The sequence below is a fragment of the Candidatus Nitrosopelagicus brevis genome (assembly GCF_000812185.1).
GTDB classification, from domain to species: domain Archaea; phylum Thermoproteota; class Nitrososphaeria; order Nitrososphaerales; family Nitrosopumilaceae; genus Nitrosopelagicus; species Nitrosopelagicus brevis.
The window spans coordinates 932111-947988 of sequence record NZ_CP007026.1; the positions used below are offsets into that span (position 1 = coordinate 932111).

General features: G+C 34.0%; 15 protein-coding genes, 1 tRNA gene and 1 rRNA gene. 8 read left to right on the forward strand and 9 right to left on the reverse strand.

The genetic code is table 11. From position 1 onward, the window contains the following. The first annotated feature begins 15 nt into the window (after positions 1-15). Genes alaS through T478_RS05595 form a run of 3 tightly spaced genes read left to right on the forward strand, consistent with a single transcriptional unit; the run spans position 16 to position 6646 of the window. Positions 16-2709: an alanine--tRNA ligase gene (alaS, locus tag T478_RS05585; protein WP_048105862.1), complete on the forward strand. Its 2694-nt coding sequence runs from the start codon at positions 16-18 to the stop codon at positions 2707-2709. Positions 2710-2718: 9 nt separating this feature from the next. Beyond that, the gene (gene leuS, locus T478_RS05590) at positions 2719-5589 is read left to right on the forward strand and encodes a leucine--tRNA ligase (protein ID WP_048105864.1); all 2871 of its coding nucleotides are present in this window, start codon (positions 2719-2721) and stop codon (positions 5587-5589) included. A gap of 43 nt (positions 5590-5632) precedes the next feature. After that, on the forward strand, positions 5633-6646 hold the full coding sequence (locus T478_RS05595) for an NAD(P)/FAD-dependent oxidoreductase (protein WP_048105866.1): 1014 nt from the start codon (positions 5633-5635) through the stop codon (positions 6644-6646). On the opposite strand, the gene T478_RS05600 is transcribed toward T478_RS05595, so the two are convergent. Continuing rightward, a complete protein-coding gene (locus T478_RS05600; RefSeq protein ID WP_048105868.1) occupies positions 6643-7347 on the reverse strand; it encodes a YkgJ family cysteine cluster protein in 705 nt (234 codons plus the stop codon). The genes T478_RS05595 and T478_RS05600 overlap by 4 nt on opposite strands. A gap of 32 nt (positions 7348-7379) precedes the next feature. On the opposite strand from T478_RS05600, the gene T478_RS05605 reads away from it, so the two are divergent. Then, positions 7380-7700 (forward strand): hypothetical protein, encoded by a 321-nt coding sequence (locus T478_RS05605; RefSeq protein ID WP_048106998.1) that lies wholly within the window; start codon positions 7380-7382, stop codon positions 7698-7700. Positions 7701-7746: 46 nt separating this feature from the next. Then, positions 7747-7818: transfer RNA gene (locus T478_RS05610), tRNA-Gln, on the forward strand. Between the two features lie 60 nt (positions 7819-7878). Here T478_RS05610 and T478_RS05615 read toward each other — a convergent pair. From T478_RS05615 to rrf, 5 genes are all read right to left on the reverse strand, one after another. After that, positions 7879-8502, reverse strand: coding sequence for a 30S ribosomal protein S7 (locus T478_RS05615; RefSeq protein WP_048105870.1), 624 nt, complete (start codon positions 8500-8502; stop codon positions 7879-7881). 4 nt (positions 8503-8506) lie between these two features. Beyond that, complete coding sequence (locus T478_RS05620) at positions 8507-8944, reverse strand: 30S ribosomal protein S12 (RefSeq protein WP_048105872.1); 438 nt, start codon at positions 8942-8944, stop codon at positions 8507-8509. 2 nt (positions 8945-8946) lie between these two features. After that, positions 8947-9408: a NusA-like transcription termination signal-binding factor gene (locus T478_RS05625; RefSeq protein ID WP_048107001.1), complete on the reverse strand. Its 462-nt coding sequence runs from the start codon at positions 9406-9408 to the stop codon at positions 8947-8949. 82 nt (positions 9409-9490) lie between these two features. Next, a complete protein-coding gene (locus tag T478_RS05630) occupies positions 9491-9805 on the reverse strand; it encodes a ribosomal L7Ae/L30e/S12e/Gadd45 family protein (protein WP_238573568.1) in 315 nt (104 codons plus the stop codon). 224 nt (positions 9806-10029) lie between these two features. Next, positions 10030-10149 (reverse strand): 5S ribosomal RNA (gene rrf / locus T478_RS05635). A 106-nt stretch (positions 10150-10255) separates the two neighbouring features. Here rrf and T478_RS05640 point away from each other — a divergent pair. Continuing rightward, positions 10256-12040: a ribosome biogenesis/translation initiation ATPase RLI gene (locus T478_RS05640; RefSeq protein ID WP_048105873.1), complete on the forward strand. Its 1785-nt coding sequence runs from the start codon at positions 10256-10258 to the stop codon at positions 12038-12040. Continuing rightward, a complete protein-coding gene (locus T478_RS05645; protein ID WP_238573570.1) occupies positions 12037-12876 on the forward strand; it encodes a class I SAM-dependent methyltransferase in 840 nt (279 codons plus the stop codon). Before T478_RS05640 ends, T478_RS05645 begins: the two co-directional genes overlap by 4 nt. Here the strand turns inward: T478_RS05645 and T478_RS05650 are convergent. Together T478_RS05650 and rimI are read right to left on the reverse strand one after the other, a co-directional pair. Next, entirely contained in the window at positions 12873-13091 is a 219-nt protein-coding gene (locus tag T478_RS05650) for a hypothetical protein (RefSeq protein ID WP_048105882.1), read from the reverse strand. The genes T478_RS05645 and T478_RS05650 overlap by 4 nt on opposite strands. A 24-nt stretch (positions 13092-13115) precedes the next feature. Further along, positions 13116-13613 carry a ribosomal protein S18-alanine N-acetyltransferase gene (rimI, locus tag T478_RS05655; RefSeq protein WP_048105888.1) on the reverse strand — a complete coding sequence of 166 codons (498 nt, stop codon included), beginning with the start codon at positions 13611-13613 and terminating at the stop codon, positions 13116-13118. 73 nt (positions 13614-13686) lie between these two features. On the opposite strand from rimI, the gene T478_RS05660 reads away from it, so the two are divergent. Further along, complete coding sequence (locus T478_RS05660) at positions 13687-14784, forward strand: site-2 protease family protein (protein ID WP_048105890.1); 1098 nt, start codon at positions 13687-13689, stop codon at positions 14782-14784. Here the strand turns inward: T478_RS05660 and T478_RS05665 are convergent. After that, the gene (locus T478_RS05665; protein WP_048105892.1) at positions 14770-15858 is read right to left on the reverse strand and encodes a nickel-dependent lactate racemase family protein; all 1089 of its coding nucleotides are present in this window, start codon (positions 15856-15858) and stop codon (positions 14770-14772) included. The two genes, T478_RS05660 and T478_RS05665, sit on opposite strands and share 15 nt — an antisense overlap. Positions 15859-15878: the final 20 nt, after the last annotated feature.

Here is a 15878-nt window from a genome sequence, read left to right on the forward strand (position 1 = left end):
TAGGTCAAAAATTTAGTGAATAAAAAAGAGATTCTTGAGAAATTTTCAGCAGACCCACAGAGGTATTACAACGTAAATCTCTTCGAGGACCAGGGATTTGAACGAAAATCATGTACTGTATGTAATAGATATTTCTGGACTTTAGATTCAGAAAGAAGTAATTGCCCAGAATGTTCTGATGATATGTATTCATTCATCGGGGATCCGCCAACATCAAAGAGATTTGATTATACACAATCATGGAAAGAAGTTGAATCTTTTTTTGTCAAGAATAATCATACATCAATAAATCGTTATCCAGTTGTTTGTAGATGGAGAGATGATCTTTATTTTACAATTGCATCAATTGTTGATTTTCAAAGAGTCATGGGAAGTAAAGTTGTATTTGAGTTTCCAGCAAACCCACTTGTTGTTCCACAAACATGTTTAAGATTCAAAGATTTAGAAAATGTCGGAGTAACTGGTAGACACTTTTCATCATTTTGTATGATTGGTCAACACAGTATTCCAAATGATAATGGTTATTGGAAAGATGAATGTGTTAATTTAGATTTTAATTTACTAACACAACAATTTGGAATTGATAAAAAAGAAATTACATTTGTTGAAGACGTTTGGGAAGGAGGAGGTTCTTTTGGTTCGTCATTAGAATATTTTGTAAGAGGTTTAGAACTTGGTAATGCAGTGTTTACAGAATTTCAGGGTGACCTTTCAGATTACAAAACACTTGATCAGAGAATTATCGATATGGGTGCAGGTCTAGAAAGATTTGCATGGATAACAATGGGAACACCTACAGCATACGATTGCTGCTTTGGACCAATCACAAAAAAATTAATTGAGCAAGCAGGAATAGACACAAACTCCTCAGTACTTACCCCATATTTCACCGAAATAGCAAAGAATTTGGAATTATACGAAGACTTGACACAAGTAAGGAAAAATGCCATCAAAACAACTGGATTGACAGATGAACAGATTAATCGTATTATTACCCCGCTAGAAGGAATTTACCTGATAATCGACCACATCAGAACGCTAATCTTTGCAATTTCAGATGGAGCACTTCCTAGTAATGTTGGAGGCGGATACAATCTTCGAATAATGTTGAGAAGAATTGTTTCAACTATGGACAGGTTGAAGCTGAAATTCGATTTGAATGAAATAATCGACATACAAATAGATTATTTGAAAAATACCTATCCTGAATTAGAAAAAACTAGAGAGGATGTAAAAGAAATAATATCAATTGAAACAGGAAGATATGACAGTTCAAAGCAAAGAATGCAAAAAATTGTTAGTAAACTAAACAAAGAGCCAAAAGTTGAGGATTTGATTACACTTTACGAATCAGATGGGGTTACACCAGAATATCTTAAAGAAATGAAGGTAATATCAGAGATTCCATCTTCATTTTATTCTAAACTTTCTGATTTACACCAATCAAAAAAACAAAAGGAACAAGTAAACTTACCATTGGAAGGAATCCCAGATACAGAACTATTATTCTATAATGAAGATCCTAGAGAATTTGATGCAAAGGTTTTGAAATCATTTGAAAATTTTGTTGTTTTAGATAAAACAGCATTTTATGCAAGAGGAGGAGGTCAAGAACCAGATCATGGTAAAATTTCTGGTCAGGAAATAGTAGACATTACAAAACATGGAAACATTGTTGTTCATGAAATTAAAGGAGAAATTCCAAAAGAAGGAGATATAGTTTCTTGCGTAGTAGATGCAAAAAGACGTGATGGAATTACAAAAAATCATACAAGTACACACATCATCAATACTTCAGCAAGAAGTGTTCTAGGTTCGTGGGTATGGCAACACTCTGCATTCAAAGAAGAAGACCATGCAAGACTTGACATCACACATCATTCAGCATTAACTGATGAGGATGTAACAAAAATTGAAGATGCAGCTAATTCCATTATTGAAAAAGCCATACCAGTGAAAATAGAAAATTTTGACCGTGGAACTGCAGAACAAAAATATGGATTTAGAATTTATCAAGGAGGAGTTGTGCCTGTCAAATCAGTTAGAATCGTGTCAATAGGCGATTTAGACATAGAAGCTTGTGGAGGAACACACGTAGCAAATACATCAGATGTAGAACAAATTAAGATTACAAGAACAAAAAGAATTCAAGATGGAGTTGTAAGAATTGAGTTTGTGTCAGGAGATGGCGCAAAAGAATTTGTGAAAAAGAGGGAACAAGATTCAGAAAATAAGGAGAAAGAAGAAAAGCTAAAAGAACAAGAAAAAGAAAAAAGACTAGAACAAAGACAAATTGCTAAAGAAAGAATTCCGATCATAGCTAAATCGCTATTAGAATGTAAACAAGGAACAACAACAATTGATGAAATTACAATTGAGTTAGCGGAATCTGGAAAAGCTAATTTTTGTTATTCGGACAGTAATAATTACGATGATGTTTTTCATATTGGATTAGGAGAAGTGTTATGCAAATCTGATCCTAAAATGGTTTATTGTGGATTATTTGAGCAAGGAGAGAAAATTAGAGCTATAGTTTATGCCGGAGATGAGATATCAAAAGAAAAGAGTGCAGGAGATATTGTAAAGAGTATTTCACAGATTTTAGGTGGAGCAGGAGGAGGAAGTGCCAAATTTGCTCAAGGTGGAGGAACCGATAAATCAAAGAAAGAAGATGCAATTAAAAATGCGAAGTCCATGATTATCGAATAGGTAAACAAGATGGAAATAAACTGGAATCAACTAGACGTAAAATGGAGAACCAAATGGCACGAAGCCAAAGACTTTGAAACCAATCCTAATGAAAAACCGAAAAAATTCATTACAGTTGCATACCCATATCCAAACTCACCTCAACACATAGGGCATGGACGAACATACACACTAGCTGATGTCCATGCAAGATTTTACAGAATGAAAGGGTACAATGTATTATTTCCAATGGGATTTCATTATACTGGTACACCAGTTCTTGGAATGGCAAAAAGAATTGAAGCAGGAGAAAAAGAAATTCTTGATGGACTACGAAACATTTACCATGTTCCAGAAGATGTAATCAAAACATTTGTTGAACCAATTAAGATTGCAGACTATTTCCATGAAGAGATAAAGTCTGGAATGATCGAAATGGGTTATTCCATTGACTGGAGACGAGAATTTACAACAATAGTTCCAGGCTATCAGAAATTTATTGAATGGCAAATTTCGACTTTACGAGACAATGATAGAATAATTCAAGGTTCCCATCCAGTCGGATGGTGTCCAGTTGATCAAAATCCAGTATCACAACACGATACAATGGGCGATGTAGAACCAAAGATTAATGATGAAAATTATCTTGTCAAATTCAAACTAGATGAATATGTATTTCCAATTACAACATTAAGACCTGAAACACTCTTTGGTATTACAAATCTCTGGGTAAATCCAAATACCATATACAAAAAAATTAAGGCAGATGACGAAAAATGGATTGTTTCACAAGAATGTGCGGAAAAATTGAAATTCTTTGGAAAAGAAATTACAATTGAAGGAGACATCAAAGGAACAGAAATTATAGGTAAATTTGCAAAAACACCACATACAGAACAAGAAATTCCAATTTTTGAAGCAGAGTTTGTTGAATCAGGAATGGGAACTGGTTTAGTAATGTCAGTGCCAGCACATGCACCTAAAGATTATCAAGCATTGATGGATTTAAAATCAAAAAATCATGAATTAGCATCTAAAATTGAACCAATACCAATCATAGTAACAGAAGGATATGGAAATATTCCTGCAAAAGATGTATGTGAAAGATTAGGAGTTACTGATCAAGTAGATGCAAAGTTAGAAGAAGCAACAGAAGAATTGTATCTTAAGGAATTTGTTAATGGAAAATTAAATGAAAAATGTGGAGATTTTGTTAATGAGAAGGTAGAATTTGGACGAAACAAAGTTAGAGATTGGTTAAAGGACAAAAATCAACTAGAGTCGTTTCCAACTTTGCAAAATGCTCCAATTAGATGTCGCTGCGGATGTGAATGTGTTGTCAAAGTCTTGAACAACCAATGGTTTCTCAATTATGGAGATGAAGAATGGAAAAAGTTGGCAAGAAACTGTCTTGATGGCATGAATATTCTTCCAAACAAAATTAAAACAGAATTTCACGATGTGATTAATTGGCTACATGAGAGAGCATGTGCAAGACAACAGGGACTTGGAACAAAACTTCCATGGGATAAAGACTGGATTGTTGAATCATTATCAGATAGTGTGATTTACATGGCATACTATACCATATCACGATTTGTAAATGATGAAACAGTAAAACCTGAGAATCTTACAAAAGAGTTCTTTGACTATCTTTTCTTAGATAAAGGAGATTTAGGAACAGTTGCAAGTTCAGCAAATCTTTCAGAAGATGTAATTAATACAATGAAAAAAGAGTTTCAATATTTCTATCCAGTAGACGCAAGACATTCTGGACGAGATTTGGTACAAAATCACTTGTCATTTTTTGTTTTGAATCATGCTGCAATATTTGAGGAAAAATTGTGGCCAAAGGAAATTGTTGTCAATGGCAGTGTCATGATGGACGGTGCTAAAATGTCTAAGAGTATGGGAAATATCATTCCACTGCGTACTGCAATTCAGGATCATGGTGCAGATCCAATTAGATTAGCTATTATTTCATCAGCTGAGCTACTCCAAGATGCTGACTTTAACATGGAATCAGTTTCAGGTATTAAAAATAAGTTAGAATCACTGTTGGACGAGTGTTCCACACTAAAAAAAGGAGAAATTGGTGATTTGCAAACAGAAGATAAATGGATATTATCAAAAACACAAAGTAAAATTTCTGAAGTTACAGAAGCTGTAGAAAAAATGAGGTTGCGAGAAGCTCTACATGATATTTTATTTACATTTGAGAGTGATTTGAGCTGGTATCAAAAAAGAGTTCAGGCTAAAAAAAGAGATGATGTTTCTGGAATTCTTCATCAGATAAATTCAGCTAGAGTTGCAATGCTTTCTCCATTTGCACCACATGTTGCAGAAGAGATGTGGGAAAAGTTAGGAAATTCCGAACTAGTATCAAAATCATCCTGGCCCGAATATTCTTCAGATAAAGTTGACGTGAGTGTAATTCAAGCTGAAGAATTGTTAAAGTCAACTATAGAAGACATTTCAAATATTCTCAAAGTTACAAAAATTTCTCCAAAGAAAATTGTAATTTATGTTAATTCAGATAGTGTGAAATCAAAAATCTATCGTAAAATTTTGAACATAATGGTAGGAGGTCAGAACAACATGGGAATTGTAATGAAAGAATTGATTGCAGATCCTGAAACCATTGATGCTAAAAAAATGCCAGACTATGTTCAAAAAGTAATCAAAGACTTGCATTCAGAATCAGAATCAATCAAAAAGATGAAACTTGAATCGGAATCATTTAATGAAAAAGAATTCCTTATGTCAGAATTATCTAGTATTGGACAAAAAGAATTTGGAGTAGAAATTGAAGTGTATTCTGAATCAGATAGCGATGTTTATGATCCTAAAGGAAAAGCAAGACATGCAAGACCGTACAAACCAGCTATATTGATTGAATAAAACTGGAATTGTATTTATTAGGTTAATGAACTAATTAGATCAAATGAAAATTGCAGTCATGGGAATGGGAGTTGCAGGAAGTTATCTCATGGCTAGATTAAAAAATTCTGAACACGAAGTAGTTGGATATGAAAGAATGCCTACAGAAAGACATGACTCAATTTGCGCATGGGGCACAATTAAAGAAGAATTAACTAATTTTTGTAAAAAAACGGGTAGAAATTTTGATGATTTCTTAATTCATGATGGGAAAGAGATGCATGTCAAAATGAATGATAATGTGAAATTTGATATTGGTTTGAAGGGACTTTGTACATACAACAAACTTGGATTGATAAAAGATTTCATAAAAGATTGTAATGTAATTTACGGAAAAGCACCACGATTAGAGGAGCTTGAAAAAGAATATGACATGATTGTAGATTGTACAGGATTTAACAGAAGTTATCTCCCAAAAATGGAACAGGACTTCTATTTACCAACATACGAGTATAAAGTTGAATATGAGAATGGTGTTCCTTATGATGATTTTTACATTGAACCATTCCCAGGAATGTCAGGATACTTTTGGTATTTCCCATTAGGAGAAAATTATGCACATATTGGAGCAGGTGATTACAACAAAAATCATATCAAAGCAACTGATGAATTTCTAAAAAAGCATGGAGGAAAGGTTGTTGCAACCAAAGGACGTCCAATTAGATTAGCAACGCCAGATAGATGTAAGCCATACTATTCTGGAAAAGTAGTTGGCGTTGGAGAATCAATTGGAACCGTTTATGCATTATTAGGAGAAGGAATTATTCCATCAATGCAATGTGTAAATATTTTCATGGAAAACATGCATGATTTCAAAGCATATGAAAAAGCAATTGAGAAACACTACAGTGTTTATGCTAAGGTGTTTAATTTTGTAAGAGCAAAAATACACAATGACTTTAATTTCCTAAAAGCATTACCGGACTTTATTGCAATTTTCAGATATATGAAAAAGAATGAAGATAGATTTGGAATGCATATTAAAATTGGTGACTTGCTTAAAGTTGCAAAAGCCTAAGACATACTAAGAGAACCAAATCCATCTTTCAGAGTTCTGCTAGATTTCATATTATAATCATAGATAGTTTTTGAATAATCATCTAAGACTTCTTTCATTGAATCAAGTGATTCAGAAAGATAGAATCCTGGACAATCCCCAGTGAATTGGAATGTTGCATGAACACGCGCACGTCCTTTTTCATTTTGTGCCCATGTTGAAAATGGATACAAGTAGCAAACACCAGGACGTGTAGGATGTATTCCACATCCACCTTCACCATTCAAAAATCTACACGAGATATGAGTTCCATCATCTGCTTCGGTTTCGTCGGTTTTTCTTTTGAGGCTAACATTTGTCATTACAGAAAAACCACCTGAAGGAGTAGGCTCATCATGAGTTGCAACTAAAGTTTCTTGTTTTACAAATTCAGATGTTTTTTGGTATTTCATTCCCTGACCTATTTGAATTAGATCATCAGAAGTTAGTGGCAAACGTCCTTGTCTATCACAACAATTGTGACAATCAGGCCAATAGCATTTCCATAAAATGTATTTTTTTTCTTTTGGTAAATATGGAATATGAAATACAACATCTTTTACAATTAATGAGAAATCTGTAACATCAGTATATTTTCCTAGAACAAAATCATGAAGGATTGGATCAACATCCCAGTCTTTTTCAAGCAACTCTAATGATTCTTGAATTTCTTTTTGAGACATTATTTCTTATATCCATAAAGTTTGATATTATAATGTTGAGTGAAAAAGGTAAATACGCATCAGCAACAGAGAACAGAAGATTTGTCTGGAAAGAAATTGTCTGGCCACTAGTAATAGAACACAATAGTGCCGAGTTTACATTAATGCAATATCAGAAAAAACGTGATGAAACATGTACAAAATATGGAATTTCAGTAAATGCACTATCAAGAGGATTAGCATCATTACTTCAGAGAGGGTTGCTTTACAAAGATAATCAATCATACTTTATTCATTACAGATTAATTGCGTACATGCGATTAAAAGCAGATGTTGATTATGGAACTGCTTTACATGAAATTAAGATAAGATAAAGTTTACAAAAATGAATATATTCGAACATTCTATAATTTTTCATATAGCCCGGTAGTGTAGCGGCAAGCATAGGGGCCCCTGGAGCCTTTGACCTCGGTTCGAGTCCGGGCCGGGCTACTGTATTTTATTATTGAATTGAGAAAAGATGTCTTAATGAAATATTTTTGAGATGTTTTACTATCTAGAAGCTTGTGCTACTCTTTCTAACTCATTCTTCTTTTTTACAGAAGGTGCAGCAGGATCATTGTTTGCTGCCAATATCAAATGTTCTGCAATATATTCTTCAATTGGTTTTGGATTTGAGAAGGTTGCTTCTTTGATTGCATCTGCTATGAATCTCAATGCCAAGTCTACGCGACGAATTGGAGCAACATCAACTGAAACATGGTAAACAGTTCCACCATAAACAATTCTAGTTGTATCTTCATTTGGTGCAGAATTCTCAACTGCACGAACTAGTACCTCTACAGGGTTTTGACCAGTTTTGAGATTGATTATATCAAATGCAAGTTTAATGATATTTAGTGAATGTTGTTTTTTACCACCTTGTCTTCCAGTGTTTTTAGCATATTTTTTACCAAAATGCATTAGTTTGTTTGCTAATCTTTCTACAATGTGAACATCACCCTTGTTGAATCTCTTTAATGCTGAACGACCATAGTCAATTGGATAGATTAATGGTTTTAATGAAATTGCAGAGAGAGTTTTGTCACCAACAACATGGGTCTGTAGACCTAAATCTTTAATCTCTATTTCAGAGGTATCCCATTTTCTAAAAAGAAGTAAATTATTTTCAGCCATGTTTCTATCTTCTTGGTTTTTCCTTCTTTCCTTCTACTAGTTGACGTAATGATGTATTGTTAACTTTGAAAACTTTGAAACGTACACCAGGAATATCTCCCATTGCACCACCTTGAGTTGCACCCATTCCTTCTACATGTACTTCATCGTGTTCGTCAATGAAGTTCATTGCACCGTCACGTGGTAGGAATGCAGTGACTGATTTACCATTTTTGATTAATTGTACTCTAACACATTTTCTTACAGCAGAGTTTGGCTGTTTTGCTTCAACACCAACTTTTTCTAAAACTATTCCTTTTGCTTGAGGAGCGCCAGCAAATGGGTTTGATTTTCTATCTAATCCTAATTCTCTTCTTTTGTAAGTTGAGATAGCCCAACGTTGTTGTTTCTTCTTGTTTCGAAGATCTCGTCCTGCAAATAGTCCTAGAGGTGATTTTGCCATTATTACCACTCGAAAGCTTGTTCCTTGCTATTAATCATTACATATGTTATGTTGAAATATCTACGTGCAAGTATTCTTGCCTTCTCTGCATTACGACCTTCACGTCCTACTACAACTCCTTTCTTTGCACCATCGACTTCAACGTTTGCTTGGAAAGAACCATCTAGTCTTTCAGAGATTTTAATGTCAGTAATGTATTTTTCATTTAGTATATTTTTCAAAAGTTTGATTGGATCTTCGTTGTATTCTACAAGTTCAACATTTCTATCAATTTTATTTTGAAGTGATTTGATATGAGCACCGCCTTTACCAATTGCCAACCCCATTTTTCCTTCATTTACAACAAAGATGATTCTATCACGTTTTTCATCTTCTATGCAATCACGAGCGGTTGCTTTAGTAACATTTTGGAATAATGACATCAATTTCATTTGATCAGTTGTTAATTTGATTTCTTGTGTCATAGTCATTCTAATTATTCAAAAAATTTTTCTGTCTCATTTAAACCTTGATTGGTTTTGGAATTTAGATAAGTTTTTAACAACATCATTGGGAATCTGTTTCTTTTTGTAGTGTTTTGATATCAGCATCAGCGATGTTGGTTAGTGAGATTGCAGAAACTCTAAATTGTAATCCACAGAGTTTTCCAAGGTTAACAGAGGTGTCATCGTATGAAATTGTTGAAACGTTTGATTTTTTTGCGTCATCTTCTATTTTTTCGCTGATATGACTAGGTACAGATTTTGAAAGAAGTACAAGTTTAGATTTTGAAATATTACCTAAGACTTGTTTTGTACCAAGAATGTATGCATCTTCTTTGATTGCATCTTTGAGTGTCTTTTCAAGTTGTTTTTTTATCATGTTGCTTGTACGAACAACTCAATTTTAGCGACTTATAGATTTATTGTTGTCAATACCCACGACTATTACGATCTGGCTTGTCAATATTGGGATTTCTAAAGCCATGTTTTTCCATCATATGGTTTAAGAATCGTATATCACTATCAAATTTTTCACCACAAACAGAACAATTTACCATGTTTTGATACAATGTGACAGTAACTTAAAGTTAATTAGATTAAAAAAGATGCCAGCACTGTTGCTTCCCAACGGCTCTCGCATGTCAGTAACACAGCAGCGACATTTGGTTTGACTTCCAAGTTCGGAATGGGATTGGGTCGCACCCAAACGCTATGGCCGGCTTAAACATACAACAAATTATCTTTCATAATAAGCTAACTAAATCATGAACAGATTTTTTGAAGATGATTATTCATAGAAGTATAAATTAAACCGACAGCGAATAACGTTATGACACATCGTGTTGCTGTATTGGATAAGGAGTTATGCCAACCCAAAAAATGTGGGTTAGAATGTATCAAATATTGCCCGGTCAATAAATCCGGGGCAGATTGTATTGTACTCAACGAAGAAACCAAAAAGGCAACCATAGATGAGGATATTTGTAATGGTTGTGGAATTTGTGTCAAAGTTTGTCCATTTGATGCAATTACAATCGTGAATTTGGCTAGTGAACTAAAAACAGACAAAATTCATCAGTATGGAATGAATTCATTTAGACTATACAAATTACCAACTCCAAAAAAAGGCGAAGTGGTCGGATTACTTGGAAGAAATGGTATGGGGAAAAGTACTGTGGTCAATATTCTTTCAGGTATTTTGAAACCTAATTTAGGAAATTATGAACAACCACCAGAATGGGATGAGATTTTAAAATATTACAAAGGTACAGAACTAAAAGCACATTTTGAAAAAATAAAAAATGGTGAGATTAAAGCATCGATTAAACCACAACAGGTACATACAATTGCAGATGCATTTGACGGAACAGGAAAAGAACTTTTAGATAAATTTGATCAAAGAGGAACCTCTAGAGAATTAGTTAAACAATTAGGATTAGAAAATTCTTTAGAACAAAATCTCAAAGAACTCAGTGGAGGCGAACTCCAAAGATTATCAGTTGCAACTGCTGCATCAAGAGAATCAGACTTTTACTTTTTTGATGAACCGTCATCTTACAATGATGTATTTCAAAGAACAGGAGTTGCAAGAGTAATTCACGGTCTTGCAGAAGAAGGAAAAAGCGTGATGGTAGTAGAACATGATCTAACATTACTGGACTTTCTTAGTGATTATATCGAGGTGCTATATGGTGTGCCTGCAGCATATGGAATTGTTTCAAATGTATTATCAACCAAAGTTGGTATCAACGTATTTCTTGATGGTTATCTTCCAACTGAAAATGTAAGATTTAGAGATAAGAAATTCACTTTTGATGCATCAACATCAGGTGATGAGGGATTAGAGGGGGATGCCGTGATAACATATCCAAAGTTGGAAAAGAAATATGATTCATTTTCAGTTTCAATTGAACCAGGAACTGTAAGAAAAGGAGAATTACTTGGAATTATGGGTGCCAATGCATTAGGAAAAACTACAATGATGAAAATGATTGCAGGTGTTGAAAAACCAACAGACGGTTCAGTTGATAAAAAAATCAAGATTTCATACAAACCACAATATCTTTCAAATGATATTGATGTAGAGGTAATTTCTGTTTTAGAAAAAGCAAATGGCTCTACAATCGAAGGAAGTGCTGAAGAAGAACAGATTTTGGACCCATTGAAATTAAAAAAATTGTATAATAAATCAGTAAAAAATTTGTCAGGAGGAGAACTGCAAAAAGTTGCAATAGCATCATGTCTACTACAAAAAGTGGATTTGTATGCGCTAGACGAACCATCAGCATTTTTAGATGTGGAAGATAGAATTGCAGTTGCCAAATTCTTACAGAAATTTGTACGCTCATTTGGTAAATCTGCAATTATCATAGACCACGATCTTCAATTGATGGACCTAGTCTCAGATTCAATGGTGATTTTTGAAGGAACATCAAGTGTAGAAGGAATTGCAACATCCCCAATGCCAAAAACAGATGCCATGAATAGATTTTTAGAATCACTTGACATTTCATTTAGAAAAGATGAGAAAACAAGTAGACATCGTGTTAACAAAGAAGCAAGTAGATTGGATAAAGAACAAAAATCATCAGGTAATTACTACTTTAGAAAATGACCAAGATGTTAAAGAGAGTCCTACAGGACGTTCTCTCTGAAGAAGAAAATGAACAGCTAATCTCTGCATTTGATCAAATTGGAGACATAATCATAGTAAGAATTCCCGATTCATTGGTTTCAAAAAAACAAATTATTGGAAAAACGTTACTAGAGCAGGTCAGTACCGCAAATTCAATTTTTTATCAATCATCTCCAGTAGAAGGCGATTATAGAACAAGAAAACTCGAAGTAATTGCAGGAGAAGATAAAACTCAAACAGAATACAAAGAAAATGGATGTAGATTTATCGTTGATGTGGAAAAAGCATTTTTCTCTCCACGATTATCAACAGAAAGAGAAAGAATTGCAGGATTAGTCAAAGATGGAGAGGTGATGATCAACATGTTTGGAGGCGTAGGAATGTTTTCGTTACTTGCAGCAAAAAATACTTCATGTACAGTTTACAACATCGACCTAAATCCTGTTGCAGCACAATTATGTAAAGAAAATGCTCAGATTAACAAACTCAAAGGCGAGGTCATTTCTTTGAACGGAGACGCAACCAAAGTGATTAATGAACAATTGACTGGCAAGGCAGACAGAATATTGATGTTGTTACCTGAACGATCTGATGAGTTTTTAGATTCAGCATTAAACGGATTAAAAAATAATGGAGTAATTCATTATTATTCTCACATGCATGCTGATAAAAAACAAGATGCACCAAAATTGTCTGAAGAACATTTTATGAGTGTGAATAAAACAAATGCAGAAATCATAACTTCGCGAAATGTAAGGCCTGTAGGACCAAGATTTTATCAAACTGTAGTAGATGTTAAAATTTCAAAGAGCTAATCATCTTCAATTAATGAAGAAGGTTTTGCAGCGGTTGTAGCCATTTGATATCCAATCCAAGACACTATTCCTAAAACACCACCTACAACCATGAGTATAGTCAATTGTAGAACAATTGGGCTCCATTCAGAGAGCATCAAGAGGTATGCATAGACAAAAAATGCCGCTATACAAGATACAAAGATGAAAACACCCATTGATTTTCGTCTTGACATGTCGATTCGAACTAAAACAGTAATTTAACTGAATTCAATTGCCATCATGTAGGCATCTTCCCCATCACGATAATACGACTTTAGTCTTTGTTTGATATCCATACCCAGATCTTGATATAATTTTACAGCCTCAGTATTACTACAACGTACCTCAAGATACATTTCATCACACTGTTTTTCTTTAACACCTTTGAATGCTTCATTCACAAGAATTTTTCCAAATCCGTTTCCTCGCTGTTCTTCAAGTACAGCTACGGATACAACGTGACCTTTTTTGACAAATCCAAGTTTTTTAAAATTTGAAAATCCAAATTCTGTTTTGCACATAATATATCCTACATATTGACTATCTTTTTCAGCAACTAGAAATGCCTCTGGAGCTTCGGCCAAGAGACTTTCATAGAAATAATCAGAATAATGTTCAGGTAATGTTTTCATATTAATTTCCATTACACCGATTAGATCACTAGGTTCACAACGTCTGAATATAGCGCCATTATGTTCTCTTAGAATTACCTGCATACTAGTACATGAAATCTTGCGTATTTAATTTTAAGTTGGAAAAGCAATTATGTTCTTGTTATATACGATCTTTATGATAGAGCCTACTCAGGAATTCATAACAAAGGTTGTAGAAAATCATTTTGATGTTTCAGATAGGGAAATCGGTCTAGTAAAGATGCAATTTTATTTTGAGGACCAAGATTTCAAGGAAAAATTTGTTCGCTTAACACAAGAGTTAGAAACTAACAATTTACTTTGTACGCTTGAAAAAGAAGGATACAGACACATGGTAGTCGTATCAAAGATGCCTAAACAAAAAAAGAGAAGGTGGTTGTCAAAATCTTGGACACCAAGGATAATGTTTGCTGCAACTGTTGCAATGGTGTTAATTGATGGTTTCTACAGAACTGCAATGCTTAACACATTTCCGCTAATCCAACCAATTGGCGACCCGCTTGGAGTTGCAGTTGTATATGCTTGGGCATTGTTAGGAATTTTAGGAGTTCATGAAGCAGGACACTTGTTTGCTGCAAAATGGCATAAGATAAAGACAACATGGCCATACTTTATTCCAGGTATCCCAATTGTAGGAATACCAACATTTGGTGCATTCATTCAATCAAGAAGTCTTACCGTAAATAGAGACATTTTATTTGATATTGCAGTAGCCGGTCCAATAGCAGGATTAGTAGTTGCAGTAGTTGTTGTAATTTTTGGCGCATGGACGTCACCGGTAATTGACAGTCAGGTAGCAGAAGATCTGATGATGGGTTCAACATTATTCCCAATGAATGAGAATTTGATAATGAAAGGTGCACTTGCACTGTTTGACAAGGATGGTACAGAAGTTGAAGTGATAATGTCTCCAATAATGTTTGCAGCATGGCTTGGATTTTTAATTACGTTTTTGAATTTACTGCCGGCATGGCAATTGGATGGAGGTCACATGTCAAGAGTCATTTTGGGACAAAAATGGCACAAGTTTGCAACTTATGGAAGTTTGGGAGTTTTAGTGTTGTTGAACTATTGGATGATGGCAATCTTCATTTTAATTTTAAGTTCAAGAAGTAAAGACGCCAGACCACTAGATGACATATCACCATTATCAAAAAATAGAAAAATTGTTTACATTGGAGTTATTGTTTTAGCGATTTTGTGTGCACCACTGCCGCAATCAATCTTTCCGTAGTAAAGTACGTGCACCATCTTCAATCACCTGTACCTTTTGTCTTGGACCTTGATTTTTCAAAATGTAATCCATTGATTTTTTGATTCCATCTACATGAAGCATGCCAAGTTTCTTGATGTATAGTTCAGGTAAGATTGAAGTAATTGCGATTTGAGCATTTTTTTGAATTTCTGTTAAATAAAGAAGATTTTCCATTCCATCCTCATATTTTGATGCGTTTTTGATTTTCTCAGGAGTAATACGTCCATCAATTAGTTTTTGAAATGTTTCTGAACCTAATCCAGCCATACATTCGGCAACGAGTATGATTAATCCTTGATTTTTTATCGATGTATGAAAATTCCATACAGAATTTAATGAAGAAGACAATGTTTGATTGCTTGCATCTCTTCCTGTACTAATTATCATCGTACGGAACTTTTCTTCAAAGGTTGCTGTGGATTTTAGAAGTGTTTGCGATATGGATGATGTTTTTGATGGATGTCCAACCTGCAAGCCTGAAACTCCCTTTTTATTTGCTGTAAGTTCTATGCATGAGACCTCAAATCCGTCTGTGAATTTTTTTGCATCACCGAGTGAGGGAGAATCTGTACCAGGTGTTGGTAAATTTCCCGAGCGGTGTGAAAATGCTTCTAGCATTTTATCTGCACCAAATTTACGAAGTAATCTAGTTGCAACTGTTTCATATCCAAACAAACCATCAAACTGTATCTCTCCAAGAAATACTAGATTTGAGTTTGACAATTCCTGTTCCTCAAATTCGTTAATACTTACAGTGTCAGGATTGTTTGCTTTTACTTGTGGGAGATTTAGTTTATCGACTGATAATTTTGGTTTTGAAAAAGATTTGATTTCACATTTTTCATAAATTTTATCAAGAGTTTTTTGTATAGATATACTATAATTTTGAATAACAATTTCAGTTGGTTTTGACAAATCTAATGCTTCTAAATTTTCATTTATCACAGAGTCATCAATTATTGGTTTTTCAAACTCTATTCGTTCATCTAGATTTTCTGCCATAATATCTAGAACAACTTCATTTTTTCCATAGTTCAACCAGATTTCAGGCATGATTAATGAATAAAATGAAC

Bases quoted from the DNA above. Each gene is read 5' to 3' on its own strand.
- leuS (WP_048105864.1), top strand. From the start codon at position 2,719: ATGGAAATAAACTGGAATCAACTAGACGTAAAATGGAGAACCAAATGG.
- T478_RS05595 (WP_048105866.1), top strand. From the start codon at position 5,633: ATGAAAATTGCAGTCATGGGAATGGGAGTTGCAGGAAGTTATCTCATG.
- T478_RS05600 (WP_048105868.1), bottom strand. From the start codon at position 7,347: ATGTCTCAAAAAGAAATTCAAGAATCATTAGAGTTGCTTGAAAAAGAC.
- T478_RS05605 (WP_048106998.1), top strand. From the start codon at position 7,380: ATGTTGAGTGAAAAAGGTAAATACGCATCAGCAACAGAGAACAGAAGA.
- T478_RS05615 (WP_048105870.1), bottom strand. From the start codon at position 8,502: ATGGCTGAAAATAATTTACTTCTTTTTAGAAAATGGGATACCTCTGAA.
- T478_RS05620 (WP_048105872.1), bottom strand. From the start codon at position 8,944: ATGGCAAAATCACCTCTAGGACTATTTGCAGGACGAGATCTTCGAAAC.
- T478_RS05625 (WP_048107001.1), bottom strand. From the start codon at position 9,408: ATGACACAAGAAATCAAATTAACAACTGATCAAATGAAATTGATGTCA.
- T478_RS05630 (WP_238573568.1), bottom strand. From the start codon at position 9,805: ATGATAAAAAAACAACTTGAAAAGACACTCAAAGATGCAATCAAAGAA.
- T478_RS05640 (WP_048105873.1), top strand. From the start codon at position 10,256: ATGACACATCGTGTTGCTGTATTGGATAAGGAGTTATGCCAACCCAAA.
- T478_RS05645 (WP_238573570.1), top strand. From the start codon at position 12,037: ATGACCAAGATGTTAAAGAGAGTCCTACAGGACGTTCTCTCTGAAGAA.
- T478_RS05650 (WP_048105882.1), bottom strand. From the start codon at position 13,091: ATGTCAAGACGAAAATCAATGGGTGTTTTCATCTTTGTATCTTGTATA.
- rimI (WP_048105888.1), bottom strand. From the start codon at position 13,613: ATGCAGGTAATTCTAAGAGAACATAATGGCGCTATATTCAGACGTTGT.
- T478_RS05660 (WP_048105890.1), top strand. From the start codon at position 13,687: ATGATAGAGCCTACTCAGGAATTCATAACAAAGGTTGTAGAAAATCAT.
- T478_RS05665 (WP_048105892.1), bottom strand. From the start codon at position 15,858: ATGCCTGAAATCTGGTTGAACTATGGAAAAAATGAAGTTGTTCTAGAT.